1 pseudogene is annotated in these 1,544 nt (G+C 47.4%); it reads right to left on the bottom strand.

Annotated features, from left to right (window positions below):
- Nucleotides 1-575 precede the first annotated feature (575 nt).
- Nucleotides 576-1,544 (bottom strand): annotated as a pseudogene (locus C812_RS22175) (hypothetical protein); the annotation flags it as partial.

Genomic DNA, 1,544 nt, shown 5'->3' with positions numbered 1-1,544 from the left:
CGGTATTAGCTACCGTTTCCGGTAGTTATCCCAGTCTTACGGGCAGGTTGCCTACGTGTTACTCACCCGTCCGCCGCTAAGTTTATCAGGAGCAAGCTCCCGATAAACTCCGCTCGACTTGCATGTATTAGGCACGCCGCCAGCGTTCGTCCTGAGCCAGGATCAAACTCTCCAATAAAGTAGTGTTTGACTTGCTCATTTAGAAAAAACTGACGAGATCGGATCGAATTTCAAGACCTGAGTACACCGGTTTGAAATTCATCCTTAAAATCTCAGTTTAATTACTCACTCGTTGTTCAGTTTTCAAAGATCAACTTCGTTCTTTCGTTATCGCCGTGTTTCAGCGGCGACTTAAATAATATAACATATCGAGATCAGAATCGCAAGCCTTTTTTTGAACTTTTTTTATTTAAGGGATCAGACAACTCGTTTTCTCTCGATACCCCACTCTCAACTCAATATAATTCGTAGTTTTCATGGGACATTTAATATATCATATTCCACATCCATGCTCAAGTCATTACACGAGAAAAAAAACAAAACAGGAGAGTTACCTCCCCTGCTTTGTTTACTTGTTAAGCGTTAATCCACGGATTCCGGCGTCCATTCGAGCTGCCAGTACGTTGACGATTTTTTTTGCCTGCCACTCCGTTACTCGATTTACTTTGTTTCTTCGGACTTGGCTGCGCGTCAGGGTTGCCCGAAATTTTCACGTTTTTTTTAGATGAGTTAGACGTTTTTGATTTTGCCTCTGTTTTCTGGGACTCACTCTCCTCCGTCTCGTCGTCGGAAGTAGAAGATTGGACCTCCCGATTAAAGTGCCCCTTCATGTTTTCGATCCCGCCTACTTCACCCTTCAAAGGTTCGTTAGCTAGCGGAGCCATGTTATTCGCTCCTGGATAGGCCATCGGATAATAGGATGACGGCATAACCGATGTTGGATAGCCTGGCACAGGCGGACCATAACAAGGCATCATTCCGGGATGATGTCCCCAATCCATCGTTTGTGGATAGAATGGATTGTTATTTACTTCAGGAGATACGGATTGCGGTGATACTGCCTGAGGCTGCATATTCGGATTCGGATTTGCGTACGGGCTTACCGCTCCCATGTTCGGCATTTGTGAGACTGGCGCATTAGCATTTGATATCCCCGGATACTCCCCTTCTGCTGGTGACAATGCTGTTGGTGCCGGATTGCCATAATACCCAGATACGGGTTCAGCGGCAATGGGATACTGATAAAAAGGCGGATAGGCTTCCTGGGTCGTATACGGGTAAGGAGACATTGTTCCCGAGCAGCCACAAGGGGATGGAGCGTAACCCATGGCCGGAAGTGTGTACTGTGGCATAACATGACCTGGATAGGATAAGTTCGGGGATGGGTTCGGGCCATAGGTGTAAGGACTGACTCCTGTCGGCTCGCCCTTCATCGGCTCATAACCATATGGGCTGACTCCTGTCGGCTCGCCCTTCATCGGCTGATAACCATAAGGGCTGACTCCTGTCGGTTCACCCTTCATCGGCTGATAACCATAAGGGCT

It is taken from the genome of Paenibacillus barengoltzii G22 (assembly GCF_000403375.2).
Taxonomy (GTDB): Bacteria; Bacillota; Bacilli; order Paenibacillales; family Paenibacillaceae; genus Fontibacillus; species Fontibacillus barengoltzii.
This window is presented reverse-complemented; position numbering and strand designations above follow the sequence as displayed.